General features: G+C 75.5%; 11 protein-coding genes. 3 read left to right on the plus strand and 8 right to left on the minus strand.

The features are described 5' to 3' along the window. The first annotated feature begins 19 nt into the window (after positions 1–19). The 3 genes from sucC to ITJ85_RS03150 all read left to right on the plus strand — a co-directional run bounded on the left by sucC (position 20) and on the right by ITJ85_RS03150 (position 3,372). Positions 20–1,168: an ADP-forming succinate--CoA ligase subunit beta gene (gene sucC / locus ITJ85_RS03140; RefSeq protein WP_217914902.1), complete on the plus strand. Its 1,149-nt coding sequence runs from the start codon at positions 20–22 to the stop codon at positions 1,166–1,168. Then, positions 1,165–2,037 (plus strand): succinate--CoA ligase subunit alpha, encoded by an 873-nt coding sequence (sucD, locus tag ITJ85_RS03145; RefSeq protein WP_217914903.1) that lies wholly within the window; start codon positions 1,165–1,167, stop codon positions 2,035–2,037. Before sucC ends, sucD begins: the two co-directional genes overlap by 4 nt. A 660-nt stretch (positions 2,038–2,697) precedes the next feature. Continuing rightward, positions 2,698–3,372: an acetoacetate decarboxylase family protein gene (locus ITJ85_RS03150; RefSeq protein WP_217914904.1), complete on the plus strand. Its 675-nt coding sequence runs from the start codon at positions 2,698–2,700 to the stop codon at positions 3,370–3,372. Positions 3,373–3,427: 55 nt separating this feature from the next. On the opposite strand, the gene ITJ85_RS03155 is transcribed toward ITJ85_RS03150, so the two are convergent. The 8 genes from ITJ85_RS03155 to ITJ85_RS03190 form a co-directional block, all read right to left on the minus strand. Then, entirely contained in the window at positions 3,428–5,218 is a 1,791-nt protein-coding gene (locus tag ITJ85_RS03155; RefSeq protein ID WP_217914905.1) for an acetyl/propionyl/methylcrotonyl-CoA carboxylase subunit alpha, read from the minus strand. Continuing rightward, the gene (locus ITJ85_RS03160; protein WP_217914906.1) at positions 5,219–5,470 is read right to left on the minus strand and encodes a hypothetical protein; all 252 of its coding nucleotides are present in this window, start codon (positions 5,468–5,470) and stop codon (positions 5,219–5,221) included. It abuts the gene before it with no gap. Continuing rightward, positions 5,467–7,029, minus strand: coding sequence for an acyl-CoA carboxylase subunit beta (locus ITJ85_RS03165; RefSeq protein ID WP_217914907.1), 1,563 nt, complete (start codon positions 7,027–7,029; stop codon positions 5,467–5,469). The genes ITJ85_RS03160 and ITJ85_RS03165 overlap by 4 nt, the downstream gene beginning before the upstream one ends. Then, the gene (locus ITJ85_RS03170; protein ID WP_217914908.1) at positions 7,026–8,627 is read right to left on the minus strand and encodes an acyl-CoA mutase large subunit family protein; all 1,602 of its coding nucleotides are present in this window, start codon (positions 8,625–8,627) and stop codon (positions 7,026–7,028) included. The genes ITJ85_RS03165 and ITJ85_RS03170 overlap by 4 nt, the downstream gene beginning before the upstream one ends. Before the next feature lie 92 nt (positions 8,628–8,719). After that, on the minus strand, positions 8,720–10,360 hold the full coding sequence (locus ITJ85_RS03175) for a lysyl oxidase family protein (protein WP_217914909.1): 1,641 nt from the start codon (positions 10,358–10,360) through the stop codon (positions 8,720–8,722). 436 nt (positions 10,361–10,796) lie between these two features. Further along, positions 10,797–11,384 carry a hypothetical protein gene (locus tag ITJ85_RS03180; protein ID WP_217914910.1) on the minus strand — a complete coding sequence of 196 codons (588 nt, stop codon included), beginning with the start codon at positions 11,382–11,384 and terminating at the stop codon, positions 10,797–10,799. Positions 11,385–11,457: 73 nt separating this feature from the next. Continuing rightward, on the minus strand, positions 11,458–13,551 hold the full coding sequence (locus ITJ85_RS03185) for a lysyl oxidase family protein (protein ID WP_217914911.1): 2,094 nt from the start codon (positions 13,549–13,551) through the stop codon (positions 11,458–11,460). A 115-nt stretch (positions 13,552–13,666) separates the two neighbouring features. Next, entirely contained in the window at positions 13,667–15,730 is a 2,064-nt protein-coding gene (locus tag ITJ85_RS03190; protein WP_217914912.1) for a serine/threonine-protein kinase, read from the minus strand. Positions 15,731–15,734: the final 4 nt, after the last annotated feature.

Consider the following 15,734-nt stretch of genomic DNA (forward strand, 5'->3'; position numbering starts at 1 on the left):
ATCCGGCATAAGGAGCCGCGTGGATCTTCTCGAGTATCAGGGCAAACGCCTGCTGGCGGGGCGCGGGATCGAGATCCCGCGCGGCGAGGTGGCCGACACGCCGGAGGCCGCCCGCGCCGCGGCGGAGGCCATCGGCGGCCGCGTCGTCGTCAAGGCGCAGGTGCAGATCGGCGGCCGCGGCAAGGCCGGCGGCATCAAGCTCGCGGAGTCGCCCGACGAGGCGGCCGAGCGGGCGTCCGAGATCCTCGGCATGGACATCCGCGGGCACACCGTCCGCAGCGTCTGGATCGAGGAGGCCTCGGCGATCAAGCGGGAGTACTACGCCTCGGTCACCTTCGACCGCGCGGCGCGGCGCCCGCTGGTGATGCTGTCCGCGGTCGGCGGCATGGACATCGAGGAGGTCGCCGCCACGCAGCCCGGCGCCCTGGTGCGGCGCCACATCGACCCGCTCATCGGCTTCCAGCCGCACGACGCGCGGTGGCTGGCGTACCACGCCGGCATCGACGCGGAGGCGATCAAGGGCGTCGTGAGGATCCTCGGCACGCTCTACGACGCCTTCGTGTCGCTCGACGCGATGCTCGTGGAGATCAACCCGCTCGTGCTGACCGAGGACGGGCGCGTGGTCGCGCTCGACGCGAAGGTGACGATCGACAACAACGCGATCGGCCGCCACCCCGAGCTGCAGGAGATCGGCGACATCCTCCCCGAGGACCCGCAGGAGCGGATGGCCCGCGAGCGCGGCGTGACCTACGTCAAGCTCGACGGCGACGTCGGCATCCTCGGCAACGGGGCCGGCCTGGTGATGAGCACGCTCGACGTGGTCGCCCTGGCGGGCGGCCGCCCGGCGAACTTCCTGGACGCCGGCGGCGGCTCGAAGGCCGACGAGGTCGTGACCGCCCTCGAGGTGCTGCTGAGCGACGAGAAGGTCAAGGTGCTGCTGATCAACATCTTCGGCGGCATCACGCGCTGCGACGAGGTGGCCGAGGGCCTGCTCACGGCGCTCGACCGGCTCGGGGCGACGCTGCCGATCGTCGTGCGGCTGGACGGCACGAACGAGGAGGAGGGCCGCGCGATCATCGCCGAGCGCGCCCCCGACAACGTCGTGGTCGAGGCGACGATGCTCTCCGCCGCCCGACGAGCCGTCGAACTGGCGAAGGAGGTCGCATGAGCATCCTCGTCGACGCGTCGACCAAGCTCGTGGTGCAGGGCATCACCGGCCGCGAGGGCGCGTTCCACGCGACCCGCAACAAGGCGTACGGCACCCAGGTCGTCGCCGGCGTCACGCCCGGCAAGGCCGGCCAGGACGTCGAGGGCATCCCCGTCTTCAACGGGGTCGAGGACGCCGTCGAGGCGACCGGCGCCAACACCGCCATGGTGTTCGTGCCGCCGGCCTTCGCGGCCGACGCGATCCTCGAGGCGCTCGACAGCCCGGTCGAGGTCGTGGTCTGCATCACCGAGGGCATCCCGGCCCACGACATGCTGCGGGTCTACACCCACCTGCAGCGCAGCGGCAAGACGCTCATCGGCCCGAACTGCCCGGGGGTCATCAGCCCCGGCGTCGCGACCGTGGGGATCATGCCCACCCAGGTCTTCCAGCCCGGGCGGGTCGGCCTCGTCAGCCGCAGCGGCACGCTGACGTACCAGATCTCCAAGGAGCTCGCGCTGCTCGGCATCGGCCAGAGCACCGTCGTCGGCATCGGCGGCGACCCGGTCGTGGGCAGCTCGTTCATCGACATCCTCGGCCGCTTCGAGGCCGACCCCGACACCGACCTGGTGGTGATGGTCGGCGAGATCGGCGGCAGCGAGGAGGAGAACGCGGCGGAGTTCATCGCCGCGAACATGAGCACGCCGGTCGTCGGCTACGTCGCCGGCTTCCAGGCGCCGCCCGGCAAGCAGATGGGGCACGCCGGGGCCATCATCACCGGCTCCAGCGGCACCGCGCAGGCCAAGAAGGAGGCCCTCGAGGCGAAGGGCGTCCGCGTCGGGGAGTCCCCGACCGCGGTCGCCGGCATCGTCAAGGAGGTCCTCGGGGCGTAGCGTCGCCGGCCGGGCCGGGGAGTCCCCCGGCCCGGCCGCGCCCCGGCCCCGTCCCAGGCGCGCGCTGCGACCCGCGGTGCTGCCCCCCCGACCTCGTTCGCGGGGGACGCGTCGGGTGGGCCGCCGACGTGCAGGGCCACGTCCGCACGCGGTGGCGGCCCCGGCCGCTCGCCGGCGCCGGACGCCGCGGGCCGCGATCACGGCCCGTCGGCCCCCGGGCGGCACCCGGCCATCGGGGTGATCGGCCGACTGGACCTCGCGCGCAGGGCCGATCGCGCACATGGCGCGACGCGGCCGCCGGCGCGCGAGCCGGACAGGCGTGATCACGGCGGGTCGGGCTCCGGGCCGCACCCGGCCATCGGGGTGATCGGCCGAGTGGACCTCGCGCGCAGGGCCGATCGCGCACATGGCCAGCGCCGAGGCTCCCCTGGCGCGCGAGCCGGACCCGGCCGGCGCGATCACGGCCCGTCGGCCCCCGGGCGGCACCCGGCCATCGGGGTGATCGGCCGAATGGACCTCGCGCGCAGGGCCGATCGCGCACATCGCCGGCGCCGCCGCCCCCGGGCATGCGGCGCCGGACGGGGCCCCGTTGACCGCCGCCGCCGCCGCCCGTAGGCTCGCCACCAGCCCTAAACGTTTAGCAAGCCCCCGGAGGCCTCCGTGCTCGAAGCCCCTCAGCTCGTCACCAACAGCCGCATGCTCTACTTCACCTGGGTACCCGCCGACCCGGCCGCGGTCCGCGCGCTGGTGCCCGACCAGCTCCAGCTGGCCGAGAACAACCAGTGCTTCATCAACCAGTACGTCGTGGACTCGGATGATCAGACGTCCGGGTTCTCCGCCTACTCGCTCACCTACATGGGCGCGGACCTGGCGGGCCAGGACACCCCCGACGGCGCGGTGCCGGGTCGTTGGTGGACGCACTACCTCAACTCGAGCGCGGAGATGCGCGAGTACGCCGCCAAGCGCGGGGTGCCGGCCCAGGCCGGTGAGACCATCCTGGAGATCTCCGACGGCGTGCTGACCGCCACCACGTCGGACGGCGGGACGCCCATCATCCGCACCACCGCCACGGTCGGCGAGGGCATCGCGGCCGTCGGCCGCGGGCAGCTGCGCTACATCACCGAGGTGGACGGCACGCTCACGAGCGGGCTCTACCCGTTCGTCGCGCCGCTGGCGGAGGGCTGGGAGGTCACGAGCTTCGAGTTCCTGGCGCCGGACCACCCGACCTACGCGCTGCGGCCGGCCGACCCGCTCCAGGTGACCTGGGGCTTCTACTCGCCGAGCTCGTCGTTCTGCTACCCGGGCGGCGAGGGTCCCCTGGGCCAGATGCCCTGAGCGGACGGCGCGTCACGCGCGGCGGCCGGGGCCCGGCCGCCGCGCGCGTCGCGCGTCACTCGACGATCGCGAGCACCTCGCCGACCGCCACGCCCTGGCCGTCGGCCACGCGCAGCTCCTTCACCGTGCCGCCCTGGTGGGCGGCCACCTCGTTCTCCATCTTCATCGCCTCCACGATGCAGATGACGGCGCCGGCCTCGACCTGCTGGCCCACCTCGACCAGCGTCCGCAGCACGGTGCCCTGCATCGGGGTGACCACCTCGTTGGTGGCACCGCCGGCGCCGGCCGCGCCGCCGGCCGAGCGCTTGGCGCGCTTCTTCGGGGCGGGCACGGGGGCGCCCGCGCCGCCGCCGCCGGCGGGCGGGTCGTAGCGCAGGGCCACCGCGAAGCGCCGCCCGTTGACCTCGGCGGTGAAGTGGCGCTCGGCCTGGGGCGCCGGCTCGGGCGCCTCGTCGCCCGGGGCCGCCTGCGCGGGCGCGGCGCCGTCGGCCGGGGGCAGCGGGGTCGGCGCGTCGGCCATCCGGTTGAGCTCCGCGTGCAGCGCGCCGCCCGCGATGAACTCCTCCTGGCGCAGCAGCCAGCGGTGGAACGGGATGAGCGTCGCGGGCCCCTCGATCACGTACTCGTCCAGCGCGCGCAGCATGCGCCGTCGGGCCGACTCGCGGTCGACGTCCCACACCACCAGCTTGGCGACCATCGGGTCGTAGATCTCCGGGATCTGCGAGCCGGCGCGCACGCCGGAGTCGACCCGCACGCCGGGGCCCGCTGGCTCGCGGTAGGCGGTGATGAGGGCGGGCGAGGGCAGGAACCGCTGCTCGGCGTCCTCGGCGTTGATCCGGCACTCGAAGGCGTGGCCCCGCGGGCGCACCTCGTCCTGGGCCACCGACAACGGCTCGCCGGCCGCGATGCGGATCTGCTCGCGCACGAGGTCGAGGCCGGTGACCATCTCGGTGACCGTGTGCTCCACCTGGATGCGGGTGTTCATCTCGAGGAAGAAGAACTCCTCGCCCGAGACCAGGTACTCGATGGTGCCGGCCGAGCGGTAGCCGACCGCGGTCGCCGCGCGCACCGAGGCCTCGCCCATGCGCCGGCGCAGGTCGTCCGAGACGACGGGGGAGGGCGTCTCCTCCACGAGCTTCTGGTGGCGGCGCTGCACCGAGCAGTCGCGCTCGCCGAGCCAGACGCAGGCGCCGTGGTCGTCGGCGACGATCTGGATCTCGACGTGCCGCGGCTCGGGCAGGTAGCGCTCGAGGTAGACGGTGCCGTCGGCGAAGAAGCGCTCGCCCTCCCGGATGGCGCCCTCGAAGGCGTCCGGCAGCGCCTCGGGCGTGAGGGCGACGCGGAAGCCCTTGCCGCCGCCGCCCGAGCTCGCCTTGACCGCCACGGGGTAGCCGATCCGCTCGGCCACCTCGCGGGCGGCGTCCACGTCGGCCACCGGCTCGGTGACGCCGGGGACGATCGGCACGCCGGCCGCGTCCATCAGCGCCCGCGAGCGCACCTTGGAGCCCATCGCGTCGATCGCGTCGGGCGGGGGCCCGATCCAGACGATGCCCGCCTCGGCCAGGGCGCGCGCGAATCCGGCGTTCTCGGCGAGGAAGCCGTAGCCCGGGTGGACCGCCTCCACGCCCGCCTCGCGGGCGATGGCGATCAGCTTGCCGACGTCGAGGTAGGTCTCGGCCGCGAGGCCGGGGCCGAGCGAGTACGCCTCGTCGGCGTGCGCCACGAAGAGCGCGTCGCGGTCGGTGTCGCTGTAGACGGCGACCGACCGGATGCCCATCTCGCGCAGCGTCCTGAAGACGCGGATCGCGATCTCGCCGCGGTTGGCGACCATGACCTTCGTGAACACCTAGCGCGCTCCCCAGGATCGGCTGCTGTGGTCGGGGCCGGCGGCCGCGCCGGCCGCCTCCTGCATCGCCGCCCGCCGCCATGGCGAGCGGTAGGCGACCGGCGTCGGATCGGCCGGAGGGGCGGCCTCCTCGTCGGTCAGGGCCGTCAGCGCCGCCGCGATGGCGGCCAGGGCCTCCGGCCCCGGGTCGCCGCCCGCCAGCACGCGCAGGCCCGCCGCGCGGGGCGCGTACGCCGTCCAGCCGGCGGTCACAGCGGGATGTTCCCGTGCTTGCGCCTCGGCGGCGCCTCGCGCTTGGTGAGGGACGCCTCGAGCGCGCGGATGAGCCAGCCGCGCGTCTCCTCCGGCTCGATGATGTCGTCGACGTAGCCGCGCTCGGCGGCGATGTACGGGCTGGCGAAGCGCTCGGTGTAGTCGGCGATCAGCTCGGCCCGGCGGGCGGCCGCGTCGCCGCCGTTGCGCTCGGCCTCCTGCAGCTCCCGGCGGAAGACGATGTTGACCGCGCCCTCGGCCCCCATCACGGCGATCTCGGCCGTGGGCCAGGCCGCGTTGAAGTCGGCGCCGAGGTGCTTGCTCGACATGACGTCGTACGCCCCGCCGTAGGCCTTGCGGGTGATCACGGTCAGCTTCGGCACCGTCGCCTCGGCGTACGCGTAGAGCAGCTTCGCGCCGTGCAGGATGATCCCGTCGTACTCCTGGGTCGTGCCGGGCAGGAAGCCCGGCACGTCGACGAAGGAGACGAGCGGCACGTTGAACGCGTCGCAGAACCGCACGAAGCGGGCGGCCTTGATCGACGCGTCGATGTCGAGCACGCCGGCCAGCGACTTCGGCTGGTTGCCCACCACGCCGACCGTGTGCCCGGCCAGGCGGGCGAAGCCGACCACGATGTTCGGGGCGAAGAGGGGGGCCACCTCGAGGAAGTCGCCGTCGTCCACGACGTGGCCGATCACCTCGGCGATGTCGTACGGCTTCGAGGCGACGTCGGGGATGATCGTCGCCAGCTCCGGCGCCTGGCGGTCGGGCGGGTCGGCCGTCGGCACGAACGGGGGCGACTCGAGGTTGTTGAGCGGCAGGAACGACATGAGCTCGCGCACCATCTCGAGGCACTCCTGCTCGGAGTCGGCCGCGAACTGGCACACGCCCGACTTCGTCGCGTGGCTCTGCGCGCCGCCGAGCTCCTCCATGGTCACGTCCTCGCCGGTCACCGTCTTGATGACCTCGGGCCCCGTGATGAACATGTGGCTCGTCTCGCGGACCATGAAGATGAAGTCCGTGATCGCCGGGCTGTAGACCGCGCCGCCGGCGCACGGGCCCATGACGACAGAGATCTGCGGCACCACGCCGCTCGCCCGCACGTTGCGGAAGAAGATATCCGCGTAGCCGCCGAGGCTGACGACGCCCTCCTGGATGCGCGCGCCGCCCGAGTCGTTGATGCCGATCACCGGGCAGCCCATCTTCACCGCGAGGTCCATCACCTTGACGATCTTCTCGGCGAACACCTCGCCGAGGCTGCCGCCGAACACGGTGAAGTCCTGGCTGAAGACGTAGACCCGGCGGCCGTCGATCGTGCCGTGGCCGGTGATGACCCCGTCACCCCACGGCCGGTTGTCCTCCAGGCCGAAGCCGTGCGCGCGGTGGCGGGTGAACATGTCGAGCTCGGTGAAGCTGCCCGGGTCGAGCAGCAGCTCGATCCGCTCGCGCGCGGTGAGCTTGCCGCGTTCGTGCTGGCGGGCGATCGCCGCCTCGGTCCCGGGCCGGCGGGCCTCCTCGCGCAACCGCGCCAGCCGCTCCCGCTTCTCCTCGACGCTCACACGTCCCCCCGCATGCGGTCGTACTCGCCGAACTCCTCGCGCAGCACGCCGCACACCTCGCCCACCGTGGCGCGGGCGCGCAGCGCCTCGCGCATCGGCGGCAGCAGGTTCTGCGTGCCCCGGGCGGCGGCGCGCACGTCGGCGAGCCGCGCCTCCACCTCGGCCGCGTCGCGCGCCTCGCGCAGGCGCCGCAGCCGCTCCACCTGGTTGGTCTCGATCGACGGGTCGATGCGGTGCAGGGGCACCGGCTGCTCGTCGTCCTCGCGGAGCGCGTTGACCCCCACCACGGTCCGCTCGCCCGCGGTCACCTCCTGGTGGTGGCGGAAGGCGGCGTCGGCGATCGCCTCGCGCATGAGCTCGATGCACTCCACCGCGCCGCCGCGGCGGTCGATGTCCTCGATCAGCCCGCGCGCCCGCGCCTCGATCTCGTCGGTGAGCGACTCGAGGTAGAAGCTGCCGCCGAGCGGGTCGACCGTGTCGCGGATGCCCGACTCGGCGGCGATCACCTGCTGGGTGCGCAGGGCCAGCTTGGCCGATTCCTCGGTGGGCAGGGCGAGGGCCTCGTCGAAGCCGTTGGAGTGGATCGACTGCGCGCCGCCCAGCGCCGCCGCGAGCACCTGCACGGCCACGCGCACGATGTTGTTGTGCGGCTGCTGGGCGGTGAGGGTGCTGCCGCCCGTCTGGGCGTGGAAGCGCAGGGTCATCGCCCGCTCGGCGGTCGCGCCGAAGCGGTCGCGCATGATGTGGGCCCACAGGCGGCGGGCCGCCCGGAACTTGGCGACCTCCTCCATGAGGTTGTTGTGGGCGTTGAAGAAGAACGACAGGCGCGGCCCGAAGCGGTCGACCTCCAGCCCCGCCGCCAGCGCCGCCTCGACGTACGCGATGCCGTTGGCGAGCGTGAACGCGACCTCCTGCACCGCCGTCGAGCCGGCCTCGCGGATGTGGTAGCCGCTGATCGAGATCGTGTTCCAGCGCGGCAGCTCGGCGTCGCAGTAGGCGAACGTGTCGGTGGTGAGCCGCATGGACGGCACCGGCGGGTAGATGTAGTTGCCGCGGGCCACGTACTCCTTGAGCACGTCGTTCTGGATCGTGCCGCGCAGCTCCTTGGGGTCGGCGCCGCCCTCCTCCGCCACGAGCTGGTACAGCAGCAGCAGCACCGACGCGGGCGCGTTGATGGTCATGCTGGTCGAGACCTCGTCGAGCGGGATCCCGTCGAACAGCCGCTTCATGTCGTCGATCGAGTCGATCGCCACGCCCACGCGGCCGACCTCGCCGGCGGCCAGCGGGTCGTCGGAGTCGAGGCCGAGCTGGGTCGGCAGGTCGAAGGCGGTCGACAGCCCGGGCGCCCCGGCCGCCAGCAGGTAGCGGAAGCGGGCGTTGGTCTCCTCCGCCGTCGCGAAGCCGGCGTACTGGCGCATCGTCCACGGACGCTGCCGGTACATCGTGGGGTGGATGCCCCGGGTGAAGGGGAAGCCGCCCGGTTCGCCGAGCCGCTCCACGACGTCGTCCCCGAGGGGCCCGCCGTAGACGCGCTCGACGTTGATCCCCGACTCTGTGGCGTGGACGTGCTCGTCCGCGCCGGCGTTACGCTCGGTCACTCGCCCCCTGCTGCGATCGCGCTCGGGCCGCGCTCACGGGCGGCCCCGGAGCGGCCCGACGCTACCACACGCCGGGCCGCCCGGATCCGCTGCTAGCCGCGCTTCTTGGGCGTGACGACGAAGGACCGGCGCACGGCCGACGACTTGCCCGACGTCAGCTTCGCCGTGACCTTCACGCGCCGCAGGTTGTAGCTGCGCTTCAGCGTGATCTTGCAGGTGACCGTCTTGCCGGCCCGCACGTTGCGGACGCAGCGGCCGAGCACCGTGCGCTTGAGCGTGGCGGTCACCCGCACCTTGCCGCGCTTCGGGCCCGCGGTGACCTTGGCGACGACGAGCCGCGTGCCGACCCGGCCCACCCTGAGCCGCTTGATCAGCGGCCGCGGCTTCGTCGTGGGCGCCGGCGCCTGGACCTGGGCCGCGGTCACCTGCACCGTGACCTCGGCGAACGCCGACGGGTCGTCGTTGCTCGTGGCGCGGATGGTCACCGTCGCCGGCTTGGCCGGGGCGGTGAACAGGCCGCCCGGCGTGATCGTGCCGGCGCTCGCCGTCCACGTGACGCCACCCGGCCCGTTGCCCACGAGCGCCGAGAGCTGCATCGACAGGCCCGCGACGATCGTCGGCTGCGCGCCGGAGATCGCGACGGTCGTGATCGGCGCGCCCACCTGCACCGCCACCGCGGCCTGCGGCCGGGTCTGCGGGAAGCGCGGCTCGCTGGAGTCGTACGCCTCGTAGGTGAACGAGTCGCCGCCCCGCTGGCCCGCGTTCGCGGTGTAGGTGATGGCGCCGCTCGTCAGCACGGAGCCGACGCCGAGGGCGGTGGCGCCCTGGCGCAGGGTGCCGCGCGCCGGCAGCGAGGTGATGCGGTAGCGGACGGCCCCCGGGTCGCAGTACCGCTTGTCGGCCGGGCTCGGGCTGAAGTCGCCGTCGAAGCACTGGCTCTGGAAGCGGTCCGCCGACAGGGTGAGGGCGGCGCTCTGGCCCGGCTCGACCCTGCCCACGCTCAGGCCGCGCGGCATGTAGCCGGGGACCACGGCCGGCCGGAAGGCGTGCCCGTTGTTGCCCTCGTCGCTCTCGGCGATGACGTCGGTCGGGTCGGCGCGGCTGGCGAGCTGGTACTCGCCGGGCGCCACGTTGGAGACGTCCACCCACTGGTACGACAGCCCGGCGTAGTAGATGTCGCGCCAGCCGGGCGAGATGCCCATCGTCAGCGGGCCGGGGTCGTAGCTGGCGCCCTGCAGGCAGAAGCGGTTGTTGCCCGAGCTGTACTTCTGCGGCGCGTTGCCGGCCCAGCGCTCGGAGTCCTCCAGGCAGAAGCCCGCCTCGGTCTTCTGGGCGAGCGCCACCTGGCGGCTGCGGTCGGGCGTCCACAGCGTGTATTCGGCGGCGTTCTTCAGGTGGTAGTGCTGGTGGCCGTCGGCGACCTCGTGGACCACCACCGGCTGGCGTCCCCCGTCGGGGACCGCCGTCCCGCCCGAGCGCTGCTCGACGAACGTCATCGCGCCCTGCGAGTTCGGGTTGCGCGCGAAGATCTCGAGCTCGGCCGGCGCGGTCACGTTGTTGGTGACGAAGCCGTCGAAGCGCATCAGCAGGCGGCCGTCGCGGTACACGTGGGTGGCCGGCGGGCCCGGCGCCTCCGAGATCATGTCCGGCAGGTTGGGCGCGCTGGTCACGCTCGTGGCCGCGATCGCCAGCCCCGCCGCCGCAAGGCCCGCCGATCCGAGCAGGCCGAGCACCGCGCGCCGGCGTGAACGCCGCGTCGCCGGTGCGGTCGCCTGCCCTTCGGGGGTCGCTCGGGAGTCCTCGTTCATGCGTTCAGTACCTCGGGAGATGTCGTGACGGCAGGTGGCGGTCCTCGGGGCCCTACGCTACGCGGACCGGTGCTCCGGTCGGCCCCCTCGGAGGTGCAGGTGGGGCCTGTCCGGACGGGCCGAATCGCCGACGCTCCGCCGATCGCGGGGGGCCGCGGTCACCCGGTGCTCGACGCGGTCCTCCATGTCCCCTGCTCCTGTGGGTCGCCGGGCGATGTCGCTGCGCGGTGCGCCGGGGCGGACGGTATGCGGGGCGGGCCAGCCGGCGCACTCCACCTTCGGGGAGGTCCGCACCTCGACTGTTCGCGCGCGACATCGGTGCCGGGAGGCGCTCGATGGGGCGCCCGCGGCGGGCGGCGCGCTACGGCGCGCTGACGGCCCGGGCGACGGCGGAGCGGCCGTCGCCGGCCGCCAGCGTCACGACGATGCGCAGCGGGGCGTCCGCGAGCCGCGCCGGCGCGCGCAGGACGCAGATCAGCCGGGCGCCAGCCCTGCCGCGGGCCGAGCAGCGGGCGACGGCGCGGCCGCCGCTCGCCGCCACGACGGACACCGTGCCGTCCAGGCCGGGGACGGTGCGCACCACCAGGGTGCGGCCGCCGCGCGTGATCGAGGGGCGCGTCAGGCGCGGCAGCGCGGTTGCGCTCACGGAGGCGACGCGGCCCTCATCGTCGCGCAGGGTCACGACGATCCGCAGCGGCAGGTCGCGGAGCTCCTCGGGGGCGCGCAGGCGGCACCAGGCCCGGCGGCCGGCGCGCGCGGCCTGCGCGCACTGCGCGACGGTGCGGCCGGCGCGCTGTGCGCGCACGGTCAGCGCCCCGGCCCGCCGGGGTACGGTGCGCACGATCGTCGTGCGGCCGTTGCGCACGATCGCCGGCGGCGTCAGCGCCGGCGCGGCGTGCTCGGCCACCGGAACCGGCGGCGGTGGTGGCGGCGGTGGCGCGTGCAGCATGGGCCCGCCGAGCGTATGCGCGGCGGGGCCCCCGGCGGACCCCCCGCAGGAGGGGGCCGCCGGGTCCGGACGGTCAGGACCGGGCGCCGGGCGCCAGGTTGGCCGCCACGATCGAGCGGTCGGCGAAGTGGCCGCCGTCGAGCCCGGCCTCCAGCTCGGCCACGAGCGCGTTGGAGCGGCGCACCGCGGCCTGGGCGATCCGCTGGTTGACCCGCAGCTGGGCGGCGGTGAGCGGCAGCGCGCGCGTCCCCCGTCGGCCCGGGGCCGCCACGCGCGTCCTGCTCGCCGGCGGGCGCGCCACGGAGAGGTCCGCCGCGACCACGTCCAGGCCGGCGGCGAGCTTGCCGCGCTCGACCGCCCCGGGCCGGAGGTCGCCGCCGGTCAGGCGCCCGTCGAGCCGGGCGCGCAGGCCGTTGAGCCGGCGGATCGCCGCCTGCGACACGCGCTGGTTGATGAGCAGTTGGCGGCCGCTCAGGGTGACCCGCGCGCCGCGCGCCCGGCGGGGCGCGGCGACGGCCACCGGCCGCGGGTCGGCCGCGGTGGTCGCCGCCGGCGTGGGCCGCGGCGCCGTGCGGATGCCCGGCCCGAGGGTGCGCGCGGTGATGCCGCCGCCGGCCAGGTCGCGCGCCGCGACGCCCGCGGCCAGCCAGCGCTCGACGCCGCTGGCGCGCCGCACGGCCGCCTGCGAGATGCGCTGGTTGATGAGCAGCTGCCGCGCCGACCGGGTGACCCCGCCGCCGCCGCCGCGGCCGATCGGCGCGGGGGCCTGCACCTGGGGCGTCGTGACGCGGATCGCCACCTCGGCGGCGGCCGAGGGGTCGTCCCTGCTGGTGGCGCGGACGGTCACGGTGCCGGCCGTGGCCGGCGCGGTGAACAGGCCGTCCGGGGTGATGGATCCGGCGGAGGCCGTCCACGTGACGCCCGACGGGCCGTTCGTCACGATCGCGGAGAGCTGCAAGGACAGGCCCGCCACGATGCTCGGCTGGGCGCCGGAGATCGCGACCGTCGTGACGGGCGCGCCGACCTGGATCGCCACGGCCGCCTGCGGCCGGACGCGCGGGAAGCCCGGCTCACCGGCGTCGAAGGCCTCGTAGTGGAACACGTCGCCGCCGCGCTGACCGGGGTTCGCGGTGTAGCTCAGCTCGCCGGCGGTGAGCACGTCGCCCGCGCCGATCACCCGGTCGCCCTGGCGCAGCTCCCCGCGCTGCGGCGCCGTGGTGATGCGGAAGCGCAGCGGGCCGGGGTCGCAGTACCCGCGGTCCTCGGGGTCGCCGCGCGTGAAGCACTCGCTGACGAACTCCTCGGCCTGCAGCGTCACGCGGGCGGCCCGGCCGGGGTCGACCCGGCCGACGTCGAGCCCCTTCGGCAGGAAGCCCGGCACGACGGCCGGGGTGAACGCGTGCCCGTTGTTCGACTCGTCGCTCTCGGCGATGACGTCGGTCGGGTCGGCCTGATTGGCGAGCTCGTAGCGACCCGGCGGGGTGCTCGACACGTCGACCCACTGGTACGGCAGGCCGGCGTCGTAGACGTCGCGCCAGCCCGGCGTGATGCCCATGACCAGCGGCCCGCCGCGGGGCCCCTGGCCCGGGTCGCTCTGCAGGCAGAAGTCGTTGGTCCCGGAGCTGTACCGCGCGCCCAGGCCGCCGCCGAGGTACTTCGAGTCCTCGAGGCAGAACCCGACCTCGGTCTTCTGGGCGAGCGCGACCTGCTGCCGGCCGTCGGGCGTCCAGAGGCTGTACTCGCCGGCGTTCTTCAGGTGGTAGTGGCGGTGGCCGTCGGCCACCTCGAAGATCACGACCGGCCTGCGCCCGGAGGGGTGGGTGACGACCGCGTCGTCCGGCCCCACCCGCTGCCGCACGACGCGCATGGCGCCCTGGGCGTCGGGCTGGTCGGCGAAGATCTCGAGCTCCGCCGGCGCGCCGGGCCGGTTGGTGACGTACCCGTCGAAGCGCATCAGGAGCCGCTCGCCGTCCCGATCGACGTAGACGTGGGTCGTCGGGTCGCCGGGCGGCTCGGAGATCAGGTCGGGCAGGTTCGGGGCGCTGGTCACGGTCGCGGCGGCGACGGCGAGCGCAGCCGCGGCCAGCCCGGCGGAGCCGAGCAGCCCGAGGACCGCGCGCCGGCGCGGGCGCCGGGCGGCGTGGCGGGGATCTGCGGAAGGGGTCATGCGGCGACCCTAGGAAGCGCCCGGCGCCCCTCCAACCGGCCGTTCGGGCGGGCCGGCCCTCGACTGTTCGCGCGCGACGGGTGGTACGGATTCTGTGAGCGGGCGCCCCCGGCGCTCAGCGGATGTCGTATCCGAGCGCCGCAAGCGCGCGCAGGGCCGCCTGCAGCCGTGCGTCGGCGCGGGCGACCTCCCGGCGCGCCCCGTCGAACCCGGCCCCGCGCTCGGCGCGCGCGGCCGCGGCAAGCCTCGTGAACGCGTCGCCGCCGCCGGCCACGGCGTCCACCAGCCGGCGGTGGGCGGCCTCGCGCGAGGGGCCGGGGTCCACCGCGCGCAGCGCGCGCGCCGCGGCGGCGTGGGCGCGCGCCACGCCGTCCGCGGCGGCCGCCTGGGGGCCCGGCAGGCGGGCGCCGCGCAGGTTGGCGAGGCCGCCGGCGCGCGCCCGGCGCAGAAGCCTCATCGCCTCGCCGACCGCCCGCGCGTACGAGGGGGCGGGGTCGAGCGCGTAGACGTGCCCGTCGCCCGGGTCGAGCGCGGCCGCCGCGGCGTCGCAGGCGGCCGCGACGGCGCCGGCGTCGGCGGGCGAGGCGTGGCACGCGAGCGTCGCGACGCCGTCGTCGGTGGGGACGGCGTAGACGGTGAGCTCGCCGGCGACTCCGTCGGCGTCAAGGCCGCGATGGCGCAGCGCCCGGATGCCGCCCAGGTCGACCGCCTCGCCCCGCGGCTGCGCGGGCAGCCGCCTGAGCAGCGCCGGCGGCAGCAGCGTGGCGCCGCGCCCCCCCGAGCGGCCGACCGCGATGACGCCGGAGCCGTCGGGGGGCGCGTAGGCCGCGCCGCCGGCGAGCGCGACGCCGGGGATCCCGGCCGCCGCCGGCGCCCAGTCGCCCGGCAGCTCGGTCGACACCCGGTCGGCCTCCACGGCCCGGGCGCCCGGGGCGGGCGGCGGGTCGCCGCCGCCGGACCCGCCCGCGAGGAACCCGCCCGCGGCGGCGGCCGCCACGATGACCGCGGCGGCGAGCAGCGCCGCCACGCGCCGGCGGCGCTGCGGGCGCCCAGCGGGGTCGTCGCCGGCGGGCGCCATCACCGTCGCGGGGGGCCCGTCCCAGACGAGCGGCGGCGGGGCCGGCTCGCGGCGCGGCGGGGGCGCCGGGGGTCCGGCGACGGCCGCCGGCTCCGAGACGGCCCGAGGGTCCGCGACCGGATCCCGCTCCGCGACCGGCTCCGGATCGGCGACGGGCTCCGGCTCGGCCGGCTCCTCCGGCCCCTCGGCGGGCGCGATGACCGTGGGCGCCGCCGTCCGGCGCGGCGGCCGCCGCGGGGGCAGGTCGCGGGTCGCCGACAGCGCGGCGGCCAGCTCTGCGGCGTCCGCGAAGCGGTCCGCCGGGTCCTTCCGCATGCCGCGCTCGATGATCGCCGCGGCCTCGGCGGGCAGGGCCGGCGCCAGGCGGAGGGAGTCGGGGACGGGGGCGGCGATGTGCTGCATCGCGATGGCGCGCACGCCCTCGTCCGAGGTGTACGGCAGCCGCCCGGTGCTGGCCTCGAACAGCACGACGCACAGGCTGTAGAGGTCGGCCCGCCCGGTCGCGGGGCGCCCCTCGGCCTGCTCGGGCGAGATGTACTCGGGGGTGCCGAGCATCAGCCCGGCGCGGGTCGTCCCGGCCGCGCCGGCGAGGTGCGCGATGCCGAAGTCGGCGACCCGGGCGGTGCCGTCCTCCTCCATCAGCACGTTGGCGGGCTTGATGTCGCGGTGCACGACGCCCGCGTCGTGCGCCGCCGCCAGCGCGCTGCAGACCTCGATGCCGATCCGCGCGCACCGCGCCCAGGGCAGCGGGGCCTCCCGGTCCAGCACGGCCTGCAGCGACCGGCCGCGCACGAGCTCCAGGATCAGGAACAGGCCGCCGTCCGGCGGGCGCACCATGTCGTACAGCCCGATGATATTGGGGTGGCGCAGGCGGGCGAGGGCGCGCGCCTCCCGCTCGAATCGCTCGACGAACACGGGGTCGCCCGCCAGCTCGGGCAGCAGCGACTTGACCGCGACCTCGCGGTGGAGCTCGCGGTCGAAGGCCCGGTAGACGCTGCCCATCGCGCCGTCGCCGAGCAGCTCGCGCAGCTCGTACCGGCCGACGAGGGCGCTCCCCAGCGTCACCCGCCGGGGGGCGCCGCGGCGCAGGCGCGGCGGCACCGCT

Source organism: Miltoncostaea marina, from assembly GCF_018141525.1.
GTDB classification, from domain to species: domain Bacteria; phylum Actinomycetota; class Thermoleophilia; order Miltoncostaeales; family Miltoncostaeaceae; genus Miltoncostaea; species Miltoncostaea marina.

Coding starts and splice junctions, on each gene's coding strand:
- ITJ85_RS03185 (WP_217914911.1), bottom strand. CDS start 13,551: ATGACCCCTTCCGCAGATCCCCGCCACGCCGCCCGGCGCCCGCGCCGG.
- sucD (WP_217914903.1), top strand. CDS start 1,165: ATGAGCATCCTCGTCGACGCGTCGACCAAGCTCGTGGTGCAGGGCATC.
- ITJ85_RS03180 (WP_217914910.1), bottom strand. CDS start 11,384: ATGCTGCACGCGCCACCGCCGCCACCACCGCCGCCGGTTCCGGTGGCC.